Below are 18,986 nucleotides of genomic sequence, written 5' to 3'. Positions count from 1 at the left end.
TATTTATTTGTAATCGCTTACAGGTCGATTGTATTGCCCTTAGCCCCACCGTGAAAACCGTTACTTCTCTTAAACGCTGTCACCGGGTAAGATCAGAGGGGCTGGTTATTCTCCCCCCCATTGTCAGTCAGTAAGATTGCTCTGGTTTTCCCGCCATACGGTTGGCGTTACACCGTGCTTTTTGGAGAAAGCCCGGTAGAATGTATTTTCGCTGCCAAAGCCGCACTGCTTCCAGATCCGGTTATTGGCATAATCAGTGGTTAAAAGCAGTTGCTCCGCGTTCAGCAGCCGGATTTCTTCTATATATTTGCCCAGGCTTTTACCGGTCTGCTCCTTCACAAAGGAAAAGACATATTTCTCTGAAATAAGCAGTTCGCTGGCAATACTGCCGGCAGACAGGCCAGCCTCTCCAAAATGCGCCCCAATATAATTTAAAATACCGGTTTTCAGCCTGTTGTTGTTGCTCTTCTTGTTGCCTATCACAATGTCGCATAAATCGAATGCGGTCCTCCGCAGGCGGTCAGCCAGCCGGATCATATCCTGCGACTGGTCGTAAGCCGGAATCGTCAGCGCATGTCCACCTGGACTGCTCTTGTCTCCCCCGATCACCTTATGGGCGCTGAACACCGTCTGCCGGACGGAGAAAAAGATCTGCAGCTGCTCCTGCTCCGTTAAGGAGTATTCGGCCAGAGGTCCAAAACAATCATCTAATATTTGCGCTACCAGGCTTGTCTCGCCAGCGATCAGGGCATCGTACAGCTTCAGCAGCACAGCATTGTCAAAAGACGGACGAGTATCGGACTCATCAGTAGGAAGTTCAAACAGATATACTCCGCTGGCTACCTCGTTCTCATTAATACCCAAGGCGTATTTTGCTTGTTGATAAGCTGCCTTGGCCTGCTCCGGGCCGGACATGATTTCACTGACTCCGATGCTTACGGTCACCGCCAGCGGCGATTCGGTATTTAGCGACCGGATCAACTCTGACAACCGGACTTTAATCTCCGCACGCCCTACCGCATCTTCGTCTGGATCGAAAAACAGGATAAAGACCGTTTCGCCCGCATGAAAATTGAGCGCAAGCGGACGATGGCGCATGACGGCGTTAAACCGTTCCTCCAGCTCCAGTCCGATATTGTGCTGCACGTCCTTGAGTCTTGCCTGGGGGCTGTCCACCTTGTAGATAGCTTTCACCACACCAAACCGCTCGAAGGCGGAGCCGAAATAGCTTTCCGCTTCTTCCTTTTCCCGCTCCGTAAAGGCACCCAGAATAAGCATATGCTTGGCAATGGAATATTTAATGGAATCATTCAATGCTTCGATCCGCCCTTGCTGCTGTTCGCTCCGCGTATGAATCTCGGTAAAGGCGTTGTCCAGGTACTCGAATTCGTTGCGCAGCGTAAAGCCCTGTTGGGTCGACCTTGCCGCCGTCTCTACCAGCTTCTTCAAAGCGTTCGTCTCCCTCATCGAAAACAGGAAAGCCAGCACCACGGTAAGTGCCATACCCGCCACGACGTAGAGTACTACAAGTTCGAGCAAGGAATTAACGTTCTCCTCGAAGGCTCCCGCCGGGATGCCGACTACAACCTGAAGTCCCAGCCGTTCGCTTGAACGCGTAAGCAAGATATACTTGCCGCCCGAAAGCTCAATTTCGGCAAGCGTCTCCGCTGTTTCCAGCGGCTCACCGTTTTCGTAATTATGGGAGAATAAAATACGGTCCTCACTGTCCACAATGTAGACGAAATGATCATCCGTCTGATCCTCATACAGCAATTTGCCCACCAGGTCCTCACGGTCCATGTCGATGGCCAGGATACTTTTCTGCTTAATGGCGTTGAAATAGGAATTGTTAATGACGGCCGTAATGCCGTCGAACGGCTTGCGGCTATAATAAGAAGAGAATACCTCCTTAGCCGGAAACAGCTTCATGGTGTAGTTCTCGCCGAACAGCCGGTCCTGCCACTCTTCCGCAGAGAGGTTTCCGTACCGGTAGTACCGGGCATAGACATCTTCATAGTCGTCCGATGAAATATAGTTGGAGATAAATACCGGATTGTCCTTGAAGCGGATATATACGTTGGAATACATATCCTGGGTCAGCGCCAGGCTTTTTAATTTGCTTTGTAACACTTTGATGTCCATGTAGTACCCGCTGGAAGGAACACCCTTTAGAAAAAACAGATGCATGAACGATTCCTCCTGGAGCAGCAAGTTAGTAATCGTTTGGGCCCGCAGCACCTGCTGCTCCATGGATTCCACGCCGTCCAGCAGCTTGGATTCGCTTTTATCCATTGTCATTTGCTTGGCGAGCGTATAGGATTTGAAATACAGCGGAATGATCATTAGCACGAGAATGGCCAATATCAGACCGTATTTTATAAAGCGTTTGCCGAAAATCAACCAGGACGTATGTCTATTTATGAACTTGGTAACCATGATGTGCCCCCTTTTTTTGCAATCGCTTACAATAAACGTATAGTAGAACGTCTCAAAATTAAACCTCCATTTTCTTGTATGCTCTGTCATGGAGTAAGATAAGGCAGTTAACTGTAAGAGTAAAACAAAATAACCCCACAAAGTGGGGCTTTAGCGTAGGTGTTGACTCAGGTACTTTGCGGGGACCCCAAAACATATAAATTCTATCAAAAAAACCGCGCTGGGCGCGGAATCTTACTCTATGAGACCATTAAAGCTTAGCGAGGTTCATTTTCGGCGGAATATACCCGAGCTGCCTGCCCATTTTAACAATTTGACCTCTATGATGAAATTCGTGGGTGATGGTGTGCGTAAATAACCATAATTCGGTTAACTCTACACTGTCACTCTGCCAGGATGCTTGAACGGTAGGGTCCCATTTGATTTTAAAATCATCTAGAAATTCATAAACCAGTTCATCCGTGTTCTTAAACATTTCACGCATTTTCTCTATATTGTCAACGGATTCCACGTTTAATTTGGGAAGTGATTTACCAAGGGCGCGAATTCCTAACCAGATCCGATAACAATCTGCTACATGTGCATGTAGACTACGAATAGAAACTCCGCCAAAGCTTTCTATTTCTTTCACATAATCTGTAGGGGACATGGATTCGCAATAACGAAATAATGATTCCCTTGTGCGTTGGATCATTTCATATTGACCTTTGAATACATCCATCTTCTCGCTCTCCTTTTGTTTCTAGTCACACGGCTAAATATCAAAATAAAGACTTTAGATATCTATAATAACTATTATATTTCATTACGTCAAGGAATCAGCTTGTCCCCTTATCAGTAGTAAGCCTCACTCTTCACTCTTGCAATCAGAAACAATTTTTTTATACACCCGGCCATCATTTTTACCATGAAGCGGGTTCCATACCTGGGCGAAAAATGGCTCGCGTTTGGCACGCTCTTTGTAATTCCAGGTTTCGCGCTCACATTGCGGGCAGAAATGTCCTCCCTCCAGAACCAGCTTGGGGCTGGCGCTAAAGGACGGGTTGTGAATTAGCTTTTTAGGGAAGGTCTCAGCCAGTTTGCCGCTCGGATTGACAAGCCCATAGAGCAGATCGGCTATGGCTCCTCCGGATGCCTGGCCGCCTAAATATGCCTCTAACACAGCTTTGACGTTATCCAGCCAAGGCATTTCTAGCGGTCCTCCGTTGCTGAGTACAACTACAACATTGGCGTCGTGTCCGTATCCAGCGGATAGCCTGCCGCATACCTTATACTGGAATCACTTCCGGCAATCTTAAGCATTTCTTCATATACCGTATCAAGTTTGGTAGGAAGAATGTGGGAGCTTCCCCCACCCTGGTAACGTGGCTTCCGGGCAAAAGCACCGATTACAGCAACTGAATCCTTAGTTCCGATAGGAAGGATGTCCTCTTCGTTCTTGAGCAGAACCATACATTCTCCGGCAATTTCACGGGCCTTAAGATGTTGAACCTCAGGATCAACGGTAATATGCCCTTGCTGATCGTCCAGGGCTGTCCTTGTTTAATGGCGTACTCAAAGCTGGCGAGATAAATCTCCCGCAAGGTTCGTTCGTCCACCCGGGCGTCGACTGACATTCTTTTAAATTCCTGATTGTTTACGGCAAAATGCTTAATGGAGGTTCCGACGCCCTGACTCTGTACACCTTGTATATAACTCGCTGCCAGTGTTCCTGATAAATACGGGTCCTCTGATAAATATTCAAAGTTCCGGCCGCATAATGGGGAGCGCTTGATGTTCACTCCCGGTCCAAGAACAATCGATATATCCGCTGCTGACGCTTCAAGTCCAATCATAGAGCCCATTTTCTCCGCGAGCCCGGTATTCCAAGAGGAGGCAAGGCCGCTTCCGGTGGGATAGCAGGTGGCAGGAATACTTTGGTTCAAGCCAAGGTGGTCAACCTCCCCTTCCTGCTTCCGAAGTCCATGGGGGCCATCTGTCATCATAATTGAAGGTATTCCAAGACGCTCGATGGGTATAGTGTTCCAGAAATCTTGTCCAGAGCAGATTACCGCTTTTTCTTCCAAGGTCATTTGACTGATAATTTCTTTGATATTACGCTCCACGTGCTCTCCTCCAATGATAATCAAATATAATGAGATCGCTTACTTTATTAGAATAGGGCAATTTCACCAACTAATATGGTAATTTGATATCTTTTTTGGGAGCATAGTATGGTGTTGCTGGTTAGATCATTCTCGCACTTCATGCGCTTTGCTGACGACGTTTAAGGCCCTGCGGGCACGTAAAGCATCACCGATCACATGAACAGGAATATCATGCTCAATGCAAAAATGCTGGAGCCCCTCATAGTTCCGTGACTTCGCCCCGATGGCGACAACAACGGAATCACATGGGTACGCAGATACTACAGTGATCTTGGAGGCTTTACCATGCAGGTATTCGGCAACCTCAAGACCAACAAGGCCCCCGCCGACAATAACGACTTCCCCAGAAACCGTTGCTACCATGGCACGGGACTTGGAATGATGATCAATATGTTATCAAAACAGGAACTACAAAAGTTGCCATTCTATCGGGCTTCCCCGCGCTGCAGAAATTCATCAATCATCGCTTTGTATTTGTCCAGATTGTACACGCTATACATCCGGGAAGTAAGCGTACGGGTATTTCCGAAGAAAAAGCGCTCAAACTGTTTCTGTCTGCCGCCGAAGGGACCAACCGCCAGCTCCCAGGCCAGACGGAAAAGAGCAATCCGGTCGCGGGCTGAGGTATCCTGTCCTTTAAGATAAAGACGGAGAAAATCGCCGGCATCTGATGCCAGGTCTGTCTCGGAAGGAAGCATCACAAGGCTGCTGGAGCTGATGTCCTGAAGCATCCCCAGCATCTCCTGATAAAAGGAGGAATACTGCATCGTAGCAGCAATCAGCGGCTTTGGGGCAGGCACATAATAGCCCCTGGCATCCGGTTCCGCCATCATTTCCGAAGCCAGGCGAAGGGATTTCAAATTCTCAAGCATGGTCAGAATCCGGGATATCCGCTCCATCGTCACCGCTTCGAGAGCGATATTCTGTTCATCTGACAATTTAGCGGTCAGGCCGAGCAGAAATTCCGTCTTGGCAATGTAACGGGTAAGCACCTGATGACCGGCATGGCTGTGGAAATTCCCTTCGCTGAACAGCCTCTCTCCAATCTCTTCATTCCCTAAGAAAAAGATCCGGTTGCGCGGGATGAACACATGATCGAAGATCACCATGGCGTCCATTTCTTCAAATCTGCTGCTTAGCGGATGATCATAAACAGATGAGTCTGAATAACTCTCACGGCAAATGAAGGTCATCCCTTCCAGATCATTGGGCACGGCAAAGGCGAAGGCATATGGATTATCCGGTTCCAGCATGGAAGGGAGACTTGAAGGGAACACCAGGATTTCATCACAGGTAGCTGCCTGTGTAGCCATCATAAACGAACCGTTTACCACCATTCCGTTCTCGTTGCGCTCGATTACTTTAGCTGTAATGGAATCCTCCACCTCGTCTACCAGCTCGGACAACCGGCCGGCAAATGGTTGAATGAATGCATGGGATAAGGTGATGTCCTGACTGCGGCAGTATTCATAGTATTTTATGAGATTATCTTCATATTCGGGATTGTATTCTCGTAACAGATGAGCCGCGGTATATAAAGACATCAGCGTCGTGTTCATATAATCCGGGGATCTCCCTAAAAATCCTTGATGCTTCTCTGCCCATAATTCCATCATGATTCTCCTGCGGACCAGGTCCTCCTTGCTTCTTGGTGCCAGGAAGGAAAGTCCGTAACGCTTACCATCCGTAACGCTTTGAAAGGTCATTTGTTCGATGGTTTCCTTCTGATGCTGCATATCATACATTTCCGCTTGGGTCTTCATTAATCCGTTGAAGGCAGGATGGCTGGATAAAGGCCTTTCGATGGTTTTACCCTGATACCATATTTTGATCTGCCGGCGGTCGATACGCTCGATATATTCTTTGCCGTTCTTAACTGCCATAGCCCGCCACCCCATTCATGAACATCCAACGGCTCAGCCTATTTGACTAATCCAGTTTCTCTAAAATACGTAGTACCGTTAAAAGCAGTACATTGTCCATGTTCAAACATTTACTTTGCAGATAATAGCGTGTTCACGCAAAAAAACAGCATCCTCTGCAGCTGCAGAATGCTGTTCTTCAAGTGTTATAAATTAAACTACAGTTCCTTCGTCATAAATTTGCTATTCGGATCCGGGATATAATCAGCGAATGGCTCACAATACGTAAAGCCGAAATCCTCATACAGCTTGTGGGCAGGGATGAATGAATCCATGGAGCCCGTCTCCAGGCTGATCCGTTTGTATCCGCGGCTTATGGCTACTTCAATAATATGAGTAAGAATATTTCGGGCCACACCCTTGCGCAAATGCTTCTTAGCGGTCCGCATCGATTTGAGTTCTGCATGCTCTTTGTTTAGTTCCTTGATCGCCCCGCAGCCCAGAAGCTCTTCATCCTCCCAAGCACACCAGAAGGTAATTTCCGGTTGCTTCAGCCCATCCAGATTAAGGGCATGAATGCTTTCTGGCGGAGAATCCTCTGCCATGCCTTGCAGATGTTCTGCAATTAATCCAATCACTTGTGTCCCGCTCAAATCATCTTCAAGAATCTTCACTGTAACCACTCCTAAGTTGATGTTAAGTATGAATTATAGCTGTTAAACGTCTGTATATTATATTACTCCCATGGCAGGTTTTCTGACAAGCCTATTATGACTGCACATGAGCTTAACTTAAAGCTTTAGAAAATGCTGTTCTCCAGGAAGGATACTCAAGCTCCCAGCCACACTCGGTTTTGGCTTTGCTGTATTCCTTCATTGAAATGGCCCGTGCGGTCATGCAGAACCCCCGTTAACAGTGGCCCGCACGCTCCTAGAGCTGCCCCCAAGGCTAAAGCCATGGAGTAGATTGCAATCATGGAGGATGCCCGGTCAGCCAGATGCTTTTTAATAAAGCCGGATAATAAAGGGCCCATCATCGCAGACTCCCATGCATAACACCGGAATCGAAACGAGCAAGCTGGACACAGCACCGCTTAGGCCAAGGTCATGTTGAATGCTTCCAAGGACAGGTGCAATCTTTGTCCATGTTTGTCATCCTCCTTGGGAATGCACTCACTTACCGGATAATATCCTCCATGCCGCTTCCCCCTGCCAAGAGAAGATCCACATCCTGCCGGGACGGGAGGCCTTCCACATCGCCGCTTACCCCGACAACAATGGAACCGACAGCGTTGCCGCGCCGCACGGCAGAAGGCAGATCCTCCCCCTGTAGCAAACCGCTGATAAAGCCTGCGGCAAAACCGTCTCCGGCACCCATCGGATCTATGAACCTCTTCACGGGAAACCCTGGCTCAGTTCCAGAGATCCGTCCGTTACTGTAATAAGCCCAGTCCGCGCCAAGCTTGATTACGGCAGCACCAGCCCCGGATTTCAGCAACCGGTCTGCGATCTCTGCAGGGTCACTGCATCCTGTCAGGAATTAATGGTTTAAGTACCACTGTATTCATTTTTTTGGCATACCAATGTTGATTCACTTCAAAGAAATAAAGAAACCCAGAGTCTGTAAAAGACCTGGGTTTCTTTGCATTGAATATGGATTTGGGATATCTGGGAGTATAAGTAAGTTCTTTTGTGGACAATACCCAGACAAATCAGTGGCCCATGCCGTGGCTATTGGTTGTCACTCTTGTGGTCTGCAGTGTAGTAATTTCCTCGGCGCTTGCGGCTGTCAAAATGCTTAATGAGCTAATCAGCAATACGGTTGTCAATAATAAAAGCTTCTTTTTCATAATTTTCATCATTGAACTCCCCTTCTAAAATATTTCGCATGATTGCATGATACTCTTGTAGCTGTGAAACATTGGCCTCAGCTCTAACAAGCTCATAAAAAGCAATAGCTTTTCTAAAGCCTGCCCTATCGAATAGTTTACCACTTACCCGTTTAAACCAATAAATTGATAATAGATGAATATATTCTATGTAGTACCTAACGTATACAGCTGGTGATGTATCATTAATTTTCTTGACGTCACTTTGCAATTCTTCCAATGCCCAGTCCACCTGGTAGTTGTATCTTAATGCGGACTTCGCACAAAGACTAAGAATGAAGCTTTTAGCATAGCTATTAACGAGTCGGCATCCATACCATCAAGTTCCAACAACTCCTATTTCACTCCTTACAAACCAATTTAAAACATTATTAAGTCTTTTCTATCCTATGGTCAATTAATTTCTTGGCTCTTAAATTGCCATTCCCTCCTGTCAACCGAAAAAAAACCTGCAATTTGCGCAGGTTTGGGACTAGGTTAGTGTCTACCGGAAATGACTCCTTTAATCCTTCTAATTCCAGCAGCCGAGGATTGTTCTTTGATAATACTGAACGTCCCTAAGTTCGTGGTATCTCCAACATGAGGTCCTCCACAGACTTCCCGGCTCCACACCTTCCCTTCGTGATCTTGGATGGTATATACCTTAACGATATCCGGATATTTATCCCAGAAATTACCTTCCGCATTACTTTCTTTCGCTTCAAGCTTAGGCAGCTCTGAAATAGAGGTAACTGCTTTGGAAGAGATCGCATCATTCACATACTTCTCCACCTCAGCTATTTGCCCGGGGGTAAGTTTGTTATCATGGTTGAAGTCAAACCGTAATCGTTCGGAAGTAATATTACTTCCTTGCTGGTGAACATGATCCCCTAGCACTTCCCTTAACCCGGCAAGTAACAAATGAGATACCGTGTGCAGCGCCGTTGTTTCTGCGGAATGTTCAGCCAAACCACCTTTAAATTTACCTGCAGAAGCAGTTCTGCTCATTTCAGCGTGTTTTTCTGCTGACTCTGTATAAGAAGCCTTGTCCTCCATGCTATATCCGCTTTCACTTAGATACTCTTCTGTCAACTCCAAGGGAAAGCCATAGGTTTCATAAAAATAAAAGGCATCTGCACCTGTAACTTTCCCCTTATTTTTCAGATGCTTTTGTATTTCAAATTCTCCTTGCTGTAACGTTCTGGAGAAAAGATTCTCTTCCTTATCTACTATTTCGATTACTTTCTTTTTATTGCGGATTAAATCTTCATAAGCTGTAGCTTCATAAAATTAATATAGGATTGTCTTAACTCATCTGGTGTCATTCTCACCATGCTGTGTCCCTCCATCAAATATTATTTATGCTTAAAACAAAAAAGCCCTAAGCTGACATGTTTCTTGTCAACTTAGGGCGAACGATTATGTCCGTGTTACCACCTAACTTCAGATTGCTCTGCGCTCTATCAGTACGGGATTCCTCCGATACTGTTTCCTGAATAACGGTGGAACTCCGTTGAAGCCTACTAAGATTCCTCTGTTCGGTCCACAGCTCCGAGACTGCTTCACTATTAGATCAATGAAGATTCGCACCAACCATCTTCTCTCTGTGAGATCCTTAATAGTTACTATTTCTCATCATAGCCTTTTCATTTTAAGTTAAAGCAATGCTAGCACAATTAATTTACTTCGTCAATTTATTATAAGATATAGACTCCAATTTCGATGTTGCGCAATTATTGTTTACTAATTTTATTGCATTAATTGTGATTCTGATCATAGTTGATATGCAAAAACCTGAATATACTGAAAACACTATAATTACATTCTTAACATAAATATCCATTTTGAGCGCCTTTGAACAAGGATGTAGTTGTAAATTTCACGAAAGGGGTCCTGCCGTCTCCACACTCTCCCTCCGTACATTGAGGTTGTTAGCCGCCGTAGTCCTTGCACCCCAGATCGCAGCTTGAGTAAGTACACAGGCACAACTTTAAACCAACCAATTTGATCGGAGGAGTAATGATTATGAAAAAGACTGTAGCTTCACTTCTTGCAGGTATTGTAGCACTTGGGTCCTTGGCCTCGGTGGGCAGTGCCGCTGAAAACAATGAGAGTAACAATCCTGTAGAGCTCTTCTCAGGCTCTTCCCCTATTTCAATTACGGACCAAGCCTGGAAATCCCCTGCAGACCCCACTTCCGAGGACAAGGTATGGGGATATCTTGAAAGTGTTAAAGGGAACCTGCATCTTTCGGCTAAGGGGGACATTCGGGGGAAATTTAAAATCACAGAGCAAGAAACAAACAGCAAAACCGGCAGCCAGCATTACCGGTTAAGCCAGTATATCTCGGGGATACCGGTATATGGAGCTGATCAGACCCTGCATTTCGACAAAGCCGGGAATGTTACCTCCCTGCTGGGAAGTGTAGTTGAAGATGTATACCAGACCATTCCGCAGCCGCTGATTCAACTCCAAACCATATCCGGAGCAGATGCCATCCTGGCAGCCGGTCAGGATGCCACGCTGGAACATGGACCGCTTGGTGAGCCCCAAGTTACTCCTACAGCAGATTTGTATTATTTTATCGTAGATGGAGAACCTCAATTAGTCTATAAAACGGAAGTGAATGTGCTGGAACCCGAGCCTTTGCGGATACGGTACTTCATTTCTGCGGAGAATGGCAGCGTGCTGTTCAAATATAATATCTTAGAGAACCTGACGGGCACGGGCACTGGAGTCTTTGGAGATACCAAAACATTCGAGACACGCCTCTCGGGTTCAACCTACCAGCTGTATGACAGCACCCGCGGCAAGGGCATTGTGACCTATACCGCGAAGAACAGGACCTCTCTTCCGGGGACGCTCTTGACCAGCACTAATAATGTCTGGACAGACAAAGCCGCGGTTGATGCCCACACCTATGCGGAGAGAACCTATGATTATTATCTCCAGCATTTCGGCCGCAACAGCCTGGACAACAAAGGACTGCAAATCCGATCGACCGTTCATTACTACACTGCTTATAACAACGCCTTTTGGAATGGTGCACAGATTGTTTTCGGGGATGGGGATGGATCTACCTTTACACTGTTGTCCGGTGATTTGGACGTGGTAGGCCACGAGCTGACGCATGGTGTGACGGAGAAAACTTCCAATCTCGAATACTACGGAGAATCTGGGGCACTCAATGAGTCCTTCTCCGACATCATCGGAAATTCAATTGAAGGTGCGAACTGGCTGATCGGTGATAAAATATATACACCGGGCGTAGCGGGTGACGCACTCCGCTCACTGGCTAATCCGCCATTGTACGGCCAGCCTGACAAATATAGCGACCGTTACACCGGTACCGCTGACGAAGGCGGTGTGCATACGAACAGCGGTATCAATAACAAAGCTTTCTATCTCGCTGCTCAAGGCGGTACGTTTAACGGTGTAACGGTCACTGGTATCGGCCGTGAGGATGCCGTTCAAATCTATTACAATGCACTTGTATATTACCTCACAACCTCATCCAACTTCTCTGCTGCACGTACAGCAGTCATTCAATCGGCAACCGAGTTGTTTGGCGCAGGCTCGGCTCAAGTAACTGCTGTAACTAAAGCTTACAATGCGGTAGGCGTCTACTAAGAACAGCATAACAGGCCAATGATCTTGAGGATCATTGGCCTGTTGTATTTACTATTTTCTGGAGACTTTCCTTAATTCGATGAGTAGCTTCGTTACCATGATAGGTGATCACTTTTTTAATATCCAGTTCTAGCAGCTTGGCAATCGACTTCAGCGCAGTAGAATGATCCAACGTGTAATAGTTGTCGAAGGGCAGGAGCTTATCATCCTTTGAGTTTAATGCATCGCCGGCAATTAACGTTTGCGTTGGGATATGATAGAGCGACATATGATCTGGCGTGTGTCCTGAGGTGAAAACGACTTGAATGCCACCGGCCAGGGGCAGAATGTCTCGATCCTTAAGTGCCGTATGAATGTGCAATGTTGCACATTTTGCAGGATTTTTTATAAATGTACTGGCGTGAAGCATGGGACCCATCCCTCGGCGCAGCAGTCACCTATTTACTTTGACCACGACAGCACGTGGTTTGCGCTTGGGAAGGCCGAAGCACATGCACGTTACTTGGAACGGCAAAAACTCTTGCGGGTGCAAGAGTCCTTTGGAAAGTATGCCGTGTATAAAAACTGACGCAATTAATTGGGAAGTCCCTGAAAAGAATTCCCGCGAGTCAGGCTCTGACTCTGATCGGACCAACGGATCTGAACCGAACGGGAAGTGAAGATGTCGGGCCCGTCCGATACCTGAAAATGCAAGTGTGCTTCACTAGAGTTCCCTGAATTACCAAGATGTCCAATGAGATCTCCCTGCTGGACGTTATCCCCTTTTTTGACAGCTACACTGCCTTTCTTGAGATGTGCTGTGATGCTATGCTCCCCATTTCCATGATCAATGACCACAACATTCCCTTCCGGATCTTCAGCGTTCATCACGCCCGGAGTGTTATCCGGGATGTCATTTTTGACTTCAACCACCTTGCCATCTGCTGCTGCATGGAGCGGTTCACCAAAAGCATAGTAGTCCTCGTTGTCCTTTCCCTCTCCTTGATAGCTTGCATCATTCTGAGTGCGGATAATGTCGAGTGCGTAACGCTGGGATTCATGAGCATAATGATAGTTGGATAACACATCGTTCCCGCCCCAGAACACAAACCATTCGCCCTTCAGCGGAAACTGGAATTCAGTTTTGGTCAACGCCTTATCCGTTGCTTCATGTGTTTCAAGCGGCTGAATAAGCAGCCCCACAATCTTGTGATCTTCGGCAAAAGAGGCCTGTATCCCCTTAGTCCCCGTCTGATCCTTCCACGAACGATCAACCAGTTTGTTCAGTTTAACTTCCGTAACCTTGTTCCATGAAGTAACGCCTTCCATAAAGCTATCGGCAGTCGTCTTGAATTCGTCCAGCGTTATGATTTTCTGTAGCTCCGGACTCATCTGCTTGTAGATGTCCTCCTTCGATCCCTTCATTAAGGTATCCATGAAATTGTCAGGTGTAATCCTTTGCGGTTCAGATGCTTCCGAAGTGCCGCAGGCAGACAACAGCACACACGTACCAAGCACTGCGGCAAGCCCCTTCCAGCTTTTCGTATATACTCTAGTCATTTCCCTGCACTCCTTTGTTAGAACGGTATTTTTCTAGTTCAGTGTACGAAATCAATCTTACCTGCCGTCTAACCTACTCTTACGTATATCTTAACTTTACGGCCTGTTCTATCTCCAAAATTAAGCATCCGTTAAGGTTGCCGGTACGCTGTCAGCGTTTCAGAATGGTATGATACTTATAAAAAAGCTGGGAGGCTCTATTTCGTCATGGATGAAGTTTCAATCCTGCTTGTTGATGATGAACAGGCGATTCTGCATATGCTCCGAACGGTATTGCTCAAAGAGCAATTCCTGGATATCGATACGGTCACTAGCGGTGAAGATGCGATTGCTGCATGTAAAAAGAAAACCTATCACTGCATCGTGCTGGACGTGATGCTTCCAGGCCGGAGCGGGCTGGAAATCTGCCCGTTTCTGCGTCAAATTACAGATGCCCCCATTCTCTTTCTAACTGCAAAAACAACCGATTACGACAAGCTGACCGGCTTCGCGGTTGGCGGAGACGATTATGTCGTTAAACCCTTTAACCCGCTGGAAATAGTCGCACGGATCAAATCCCTGCTTAGAAGGTATTTGCCCAGGCAGACGGAAGCAGAAAAACTGCCACAGGAAGGCATCTATGATTTTGGACGCTTTCAGATCATGGAGCCAGCCGGTGAGCTCAGAGTAGAGGGTCAACTGGTGAACTGTCCTGCGCTGGTATACCAGCTGCTGCTGTTCTTTTGCAAACATCCGAATCGTATCTTTAGCAAGTCAGAATTATATGAGCGGGTATGGGGATCGGAGGCCATTTCGGATGACAACACCGTCATGGTACATATTCACCGGATTCGTGAGCGTATTGAGGCTGATCCCTCCGCGCCTGAGCTGTTGGTGAACGTTCGCGGGCTAGGGTATAAGCTCATTCAGTCCGGCATGGGGCCTGGGCGATGAGTGTAAGACGCAGATTGATGACGCGGTTCATTGGCTTGCTTGCGGGTACGGTGGTCCTGATCCTGGTTATCGGCGGAGGTATAGCTTACTGGGTCATTCAGCAGCTACACGAGGCCAGCCTTGTTGAAGATTTTGCCACTGTTGGGCTCGACCAGCTAATCAGTACAGCCGATATTTTGCCGGACGGCAGTGTTAAGTATGATCCCGGGCTGCTGAAGCGAATCGAAGAGAACAACGGCTGGCTTCAGATTCTCGATGAGCAGGGTCGTGTGCTGGATGCTTTTCATACCCCTTCCGATGTGCCGGATCACTATAAACCTGGAGAGCTCATATCTTATTGGCAAGGACAAAAGCCCTTTCCCTACGAGCTATATCTGCTTATCCGGGAACGACAAGGGATCAATTTCACCCTGCTGTATGGAGAGAACAACCAGGCCGTAACCATGCTGGATCAAGCATATAACGGGGGCCGTTATGCCAATAACAAGCTTGAACTGGCATCCAGGCAGCAGGACATCATCCGCACGGCGGATGCCTATCTTCAGATTTTGGATGAACAGGGACAGGAGATGGCTTCTTTCAACAAGCCCGCAGCAGGCATCCCGGACAGCTACAGCATCCAGGATCTGATTCTTCGTACACGCTACCCCACCCGGTATGGAATGACTACAGTGACCAGCTATGATGAGCAGAACCATTCCACCTGGAAGCTGAGTGTTCCTCTTGCAGGCAATCCGGCAGGGAGCAACGTGAACCCCTTCGGGTTTATTTTTGGACCTGCTCTGATTGCACTTCTGGTATCCATTATCGGCTTGCTGATCCTGCTTGCTGTCTGGTATGCCAACCTATTCGGTTATCCGATGCTCCATATGCTCCAATGGCTGCAGCGGCTTGAACGCGGACAATATGAGGAGCCGGCCGGACCCCGCGGCAGGCCGCTTAGCCAGAAGAAGAACGGGAAATGGCGGCGGAACTATCGGGTATATACGGAAGTGTTGCATTCTATCCAAACGTTATCCGATACCCTGAAGCAGGATAAGGAACTCCGCAAACAGACCGACTCTCTGCGGGAGGAATGGATTGCTGGAATTACCCATGATTTAAAGACACCCCTATCCTCGCTCCAGGGTTATGCACACATGCTGGAAGCAGAGAAATACGAGTGGGCTTCTAATGAAGTACGCGAATTTGCGGGCATCATGTTAGATAAGTCGATGTACATGGACAGGCTGGTAAGCGACCTGGCCATGACTTATCGTCTGCGCAGTGGCGGATACCAGCCCCCTGTTGAGCAAACGGATATCAATGCTCTGCTTCAGGAGTTGGTGCATCGTGCTGAACGTAACCCGGCTTATGGAGAGGGCCGCATTACGTTCCAGCCTGCCCCGGCGGAGGTACTTGGACAAGTACACATTCCCTCCTTTGAAAGAATCGTTGATAATTTGACCGCCAACGCCCTGCTCCATAATCCGCCGGACGCGCAGCTGATTGTAAGTGTGCAGCCAGGTAAAGAGGCAGGCGATTTCATCGTTCAATTTTCCGATAATGGACGCGGCATGGATCAGGAGACGGAATGGAAGCTGTTCGAACGATACTATCGCGGCACAGATACAGGTGCGCCTGATGTCGGCTCAGGCCTAGGCATGGCGGTTACCAAAGGGCTGATCGAGGCCATGCAAGGGCGGATTGAGGTTCGCTCCAGTCCCGAAGAGGGAACGGAAATACGTTTGATATGGGATGCCCGTTCAAGATTGCTATAAGGTCTTGCGCAAGTACGTTCCCGTTGTAGAATGTGTAGCTGCAGCAAGCAGGGCAGGTGTGCCCTCGAATACGATTTGGCCGCCCCGGTGTCCGCCCTCGGGACCCATGTCAATAATCCAGTCTGCACTCTTGATCACATCCAGATTATGTTCGATGACTACCACTGAGTTGCCCCCGTCGACCAGGAGGTTCATGATGTCCATCAGACCAGAGATATCGGACATATGCAATCCGGTTGTCGGCTCATCCATAACGTAGAGGCTGCCCTCCTTGTGAAGCTCCTCAGCCAGCTTGATACGTTGGCATTCACCACCCGACAAGGTGCTCAAAGGCTGGCCCAGCGTTACGTATCCGAGTCCCACATCCTCCAGTGTCTGCAGCTTGCGGAGCAGCTCTTTCTTACTGAAGAACTCCGAAGCTTCCCGCACCGTCATAGCAAGGACGTCGCTGATGGATTGTCCATTCAGTTTGTATGCCAGTACTTCATCGCTGAACCGTCTGCCTGCACAGACTTCGCAAGTCGTCCGTATGGGCTCGAGAAACGCCAGATCTGTGTAGATCATGCCTAGACCCTGACAATGGGCACAGGCTCCCTTGGAATTGAAGCTGAACAGGGAAGCGCTTACCTTGTTGACGGCTGCGAACAGCCGGCGGATGTCGTCCATTATTCCCGTGTAGGTAGCCGGATTAGAGCGGATGGATGTGCCCGCAGCCGACTGATCAATGACGATGGCTTCCGGATGTGAGGGCAGGAAGGCTCCGTTTATCAGCGTACTTTTACCTGAGCCGGCAACTCCCGTTACCACAGTCAGTACTCCAACAGGGATATCAACGCTCACCTCTTTCAGATTGTGCAGGCTGGTGCAGGCTATGCTCATTATTCCCTTTGGCACTCTGACATATCTCTTCAAGGGCAGACTTTGCTTCAAGTACCGTCCTGTTAACGTATCCGCACGGAGTAAGCCTGCAAAATCGCCATTATAGACGATTGTACCCCCCCGGGCACCTGCATGAGGCCCTACATCAATAATATAATCGGCGATTTCCATCACCTCGCGGTCATGTTCAACAACAAGTACCGTATTCCCTTTGTCCCGGAGCTGGCGCAGCATGCCGTTCAGACGATGAACATCCCGCGGGTGCAGCCCGACGCTTGGCTCGTCAAAAATATAGATCATGTCGGTAAGACTGCTGCTTAGATGACGTACCATCTTAATGCGCTGCGACTCCCCTCCCGACAATGTTGAGGTCTGCCGGTCCAGACTGAGGTACTCCAGCCCGATCGAGACCAGGTGATTCAGCCGGATTAGGATTCCTTCCTTCATAGGCCCGGCAACGGGGTCCTGAATGGCTTCGATGATACGGATAAGCCCGCCAATCTCCATAGCCGCACACTCTGCGATGTTGTATCCGTTAATCCGGCAGCCTAAGGCTTCCTGATTAAGCCGGCTTCCCTTACACAGGCTGCATTCGCTGTAGGACAAGAACCGGTTAATGGATTCGCGTTTGGCTTCGGACAGCTCGCTGCTGTCCCGCTTCAGATATAGGCGTGTGAGCTTGGGCAGCAGACCTTCATAATCCGATTCTATGGCTCCGCCCTTGGTGTTGTACACAATCTTGCTCTCTTTCCCATGCAGGAGGACATCCATCTCTTCCTGAGTGTAGTCAGCGAGCTGCTTATCGTTGCTGAATAGTCCGGAATGGGCATATGAATTCCATAACCAGCCCCCCACTTTGAAAGCGGGGAACAGGATCGCGCCATCATTCAGCGTCCTGGACCTGTCAAGCAGCTTTTCTACATCGAACTGCACCACTTGTCCCACTCCGGAGCACTCCGGGCACATACCGGCCGGGTCGTTAAAGGAGAATACATGCGAATTGCCAATGAACGGTTTGCCGATTCTGGAGAACATCAGCCGCAGCATGGCATTGATATCTGTGATCGTGCCAACCGTTGAACGGGAGTTGCCGCCGAGTCTTTTCTGATCAATGACAGCGGCCGCAGACAAGTTCTCAATGAGATCGGCGTCTGGCTGACTATACCGGGGCATCCGGTTGCGGATGTATGCGGAGAACGTCTCATTAAGCTGCCGCTGAGCTTCGACACTGATGGTGTCGAAGACAAGCGAAGATTTGCCCGAACCTGAGACGCCAGTGAAGATCGTGATTTTTCGTTTCGGGATACGGACATTCACGTTTTTCAGGTTATTCTCTCTCGCGCCTTTGATGACGATATCATTAGCGTTCACCTAGCTCACCATCCCCATGGTATATGAGCTGAACAAGACCGGAGGAGAAGCTTCTGGTATGAACCAATTTCAGATTTAACCGTTCTTTGATATCCGCAAACAACGGCTTTCCTTCTCCAAGAACCACAGGGTGAACGGATAATCTGAATTCATCCACAAGTCCTAATTGAATAAACGTTGTAATCAGGTTTGCTCCACCAAATAACCAGATGTCCTTACCAGGTCTCTGCTTAATTTTGTTTACTTCTTCGAGAATATGGTCGTTTATGAAAATAGCCTCATGACCCGTCCCCTGCTGCGATCTGGAGAAAACATATTTCTTTTTACTATGAATCATTGCCCGTAATTCTTTGTCATTATCCGAATTTTCATGATTTGTCGCATGTTCTCTCCATTGGTCATAGCTTTTTCTTCCATAAAATATGGTATCTACTTGATTCAAAAATTGAGCGAACTCCAGCTCCGGGTCCATAATGCACCAGTCCACTTCCCCATTCTTCCCTTCAATGTAACCATCCAAAGTAACTGCCAAGTCTAATAAAATTCTTCTGCTCATGATTTA

At 47.9% G+C, this 18,986-nt stretch carries 15 protein-coding genes, 2 pseudogenes and 1 other annotated feature; of the genes and pseudogenes, 3 read left to right on the top strand and 14 right to left on the bottom strand.

Translation table 11 applies throughout. The features are described 5' to 3' along the window. Positions 1-123: 123 nt before the first annotated feature. From MKX63_RS29105 to MKX63_RS29060, 10 genes and pseudogenes are all read right to left on the bottom strand, one after another. Entirely contained in the window at positions 124-2,436 is a 2,313-nt protein-coding gene (locus MKX63_RS29105; protein WP_341022102.1) for a helix-turn-helix domain-containing protein, read from the bottom strand. A 250-nt stretch (positions 2,437-2,686) separates the two neighbouring features. Beyond that, complete coding sequence (locus tag MKX63_RS29100) at positions 2,687-3,157, bottom strand: DinB family protein (RefSeq protein WP_341022101.1); 471 nt, start codon at positions 3,155-3,157, stop codon at positions 2,687-2,689. A gap of 300 nt (positions 3,158-3,457) precedes the next feature. Then, positions 3,458-4,541, bottom strand: a pseudogene (locus MKX63_RS29095) (glycoside hydrolase family 3 protein); the annotation flags it as partial. A 126-nt stretch (positions 4,542-4,667) separates the two neighbouring features. Then, on the bottom strand, positions 4,668-4,946 hold the full coding sequence (locus tag MKX63_RS29090; protein ID WP_341022099.1) for an NAD-binding protein: 279 nt from the start codon (positions 4,944-4,946) through the stop codon (positions 4,668-4,670). A gap of 62 nt (positions 4,947-5,008) precedes the next feature. Then, the gene (locus MKX63_RS29085; protein WP_341022098.1) at positions 5,009-6,466 is read right to left on the bottom strand and encodes a 4-hydroxyphenylacetate 3-hydroxylase family protein; all 1,458 of its coding nucleotides are present in this window, start codon (positions 6,464-6,466) and stop codon (positions 5,009-5,011) included. Between the two features lie 197 nt (positions 6,467-6,663). After that, positions 6,664-7,119, bottom strand: a complete 456-nt coding sequence (locus tag MKX63_RS29080) for a GNAT family N-acetyltransferase (RefSeq protein ID WP_341022096.1) — start codon at positions 7,117-7,119, stop codon at positions 6,664-6,666. Between the two features lie 502 nt (positions 7,120-7,621). Continuing rightward, on the bottom strand, positions 7,622-7,981 hold the full coding sequence (locus MKX63_RS29075; RefSeq protein WP_341023334.1) for a carbohydrate kinase family protein: 360 nt from the start codon (positions 7,979-7,981) through the stop codon (positions 7,622-7,624). Positions 7,982-8,250: 269 nt separating this feature from the next. Then, complete coding sequence (locus MKX63_RS29070) at positions 8,251-8,553, bottom strand: hypothetical protein (protein WP_341022094.1); 303 nt, start codon at positions 8,551-8,553, stop codon at positions 8,251-8,253. Between the two features lie 257 nt (positions 8,554-8,810). Continuing rightward, positions 8,811-9,320 (bottom strand): hypothetical protein, encoded by a 510-nt coding sequence (locus MKX63_RS29065; RefSeq protein WP_341023332.1) that lies wholly within the window; start codon positions 9,318-9,320, stop codon positions 8,811-8,813. Further along, a pseudogene (locus tag MKX63_RS29060) lies at positions 9,303-9,578 on the bottom strand (alanine--tRNA ligase-related protein); the annotation flags it as partial. The gene MKX63_RS29065 and the pseudogene MKX63_RS29060, both read right to left, overlap by 18 nt. 138 nt (positions 9,579-9,716) lie before the next feature. Then, positions 9,717-9,960 (bottom strand) — a binding site (T-box leader). Positions 9,961-10,337: 377 nt separating this feature from the next. Here MKX63_RS29060 and MKX63_RS29055 point away from each other — a divergent pair. Further along, positions 10,338-11,942 carry a M4 family metallopeptidase gene (locus tag MKX63_RS29055; RefSeq protein ID WP_341022093.1) on the top strand — a complete coding sequence of 535 codons (1,605 nt, stop codon included), beginning with the start codon at positions 10,338-10,340 and terminating at the stop codon, positions 11,940-11,942. A gap of 31 nt (positions 11,943-11,973) precedes the next feature. Here MKX63_RS29055 and MKX63_RS29050 read toward each other — a convergent pair whose 3' ends face one another. Both MKX63_RS29050 and MKX63_RS29045 read right to left on the bottom strand, forming a co-directional pair. Next, entirely contained in the window at positions 11,974-12,351 is a 378-nt protein-coding gene (locus MKX63_RS29050) for an MBL fold metallo-hydrolase (RefSeq protein WP_341022092.1), read from the bottom strand. A gap of 164 nt (positions 12,352-12,515) precedes the next feature. Continuing rightward, the gene (locus tag MKX63_RS29045; protein ID WP_341022091.1) at positions 12,516-13,481 is read right to left on the bottom strand and encodes a M23 family metallopeptidase; all 966 of its coding nucleotides are present in this window, start codon (positions 13,479-13,481) and stop codon (positions 12,516-12,518) included. A 207-nt stretch (positions 13,482-13,688) separates the two neighbouring features. On the opposite strand from MKX63_RS29045, the gene MKX63_RS29040 reads away from it, so the two are divergent. Both MKX63_RS29040 and MKX63_RS29035 read left to right on the top strand, forming a co-directional pair. Next, a complete protein-coding gene (locus MKX63_RS29040; protein WP_341022090.1) occupies positions 13,689-14,414 on the top strand; it encodes a response regulator transcription factor in 726 nt (241 codons plus the stop codon). After that, positions 14,411-16,174 carry a sensor histidine kinase gene (locus MKX63_RS29035; protein WP_341022089.1) on the top strand — a complete coding sequence of 588 codons (1,764 nt, stop codon included), beginning with the start codon at positions 14,411-14,413 and terminating at the stop codon, positions 16,172-16,174. Before MKX63_RS29040 ends, MKX63_RS29035 begins: the two co-directional genes overlap by 4 nt. Here the strand turns inward: MKX63_RS29035 and MKX63_RS29030 are convergent. Further along, a complete protein-coding gene (locus MKX63_RS29030) occupies positions 16,169-18,424 on the bottom strand; it encodes an excinuclease ABC subunit UvrA (RefSeq protein ID WP_341022087.1) in 2,256 nt (751 codons plus the stop codon). The genes MKX63_RS29035 and MKX63_RS29030 overlap by 6 nt on opposite strands. Continuing rightward, on the bottom strand, positions 18,414-18,980 hold the full coding sequence (locus MKX63_RS29025; RefSeq protein ID WP_341022086.1) for a dihydrofolate reductase family protein: 567 nt from the start codon (positions 18,978-18,980) through the stop codon (positions 18,414-18,416). Before MKX63_RS29025 ends, MKX63_RS29030 begins: the two co-directional genes overlap by 11 nt. Between the last annotated feature and the right edge of the window lie 6 nt (positions 18,981-18,986).

Origin of the sequence: Paenibacillus sp. FSL R7-0179 (genome assembly GCF_038002265.1) — a bacterium.
GTDB lineage: Bacteria > Bacillota > Bacilli > Paenibacillales > Paenibacillaceae > Paenibacillus_AQ.
Note: the sequence above shows the minus strand (reverse complement) of the source record. Positions and strands in the feature narration are given on the sequence as shown.